Origin of the sequence: Streptomyces mutomycini (genome assembly GCF_001700505.1) — a bacterium.
GTDB classification, from domain to species: Bacteria; Actinomycetota; Actinomycetes; order Streptomycetales; family Streptomycetaceae; genus Streptomyces; species Streptomyces mutomycini.
This window is the reverse complement of sequence record NZ_MAPV01000078.1, coordinates 61,090-61,626: the sequence shown is the minus strand read 5'-3', so window position 1 is coordinate 61,626 and position 537 is coordinate 61,090. Positions and strand designations below refer to the sequence as shown.

Below are 537 nucleotides of genomic sequence, written 5' to 3'. Positions count from 1 at the left end.
CCGGGGAGCCGCCCGTGACCGTCAGGTTCTCGCTGCGTACGCTCGTCTGCGGTGCCAGGAACCGCAGCCAGTGCCCGCTGCCCGGGGTGGCGTCGGCCGGGACGGTCACCGTTCCGGAGGCGCTGCCGTCGTCACCGATGGGGAACTGCTTGAGCAGGGCACCGTCGTCGAACTTGACGCTGAGGGTGGCGCCGGCAGGAAAGCCGGAGGCCTCGAACGGCACGGAACCGCCGGGCTTCACGGTCGCGGTGCCCAGGGTGACCGTGGGCGCGACGGCGTCCGCGACGAGGGCGACCGTGCCCGTCGCGTCCGCTCCGATGGGACCCGCCGTGACGGGCGGGACGGCCAACGCGCCGATGCCCAGTGTCGCGCCGGCGGCGAGCGCGGCCATCCGGCCCAACCGGGGCCGGGGGAGGGCGGACGCGGACGTGGGGATGCGGGAGGGTCTGGCAGGGTTCATGGTGAGCTGCTCCTGGCGGGCGGTGAAGAAGGGTGAAGCGGAGGGCGCGATGGCCAACGGGCGTCTGTGACAACCGG

General features: G+C 74.1%; 1 protein-coding gene. It reads right to left on the bottom strand.

Features of this window, described 5'->3' with window-relative positions:
- A partial coding sequence (locus BFF76_RS12400; protein WP_208604842.1) for a hypothetical protein occupies positions 1-460 on the bottom strand: 460 nt, incomplete at its 3' end.
- Positions 461-537 lie beyond the last annotated feature (77 nt).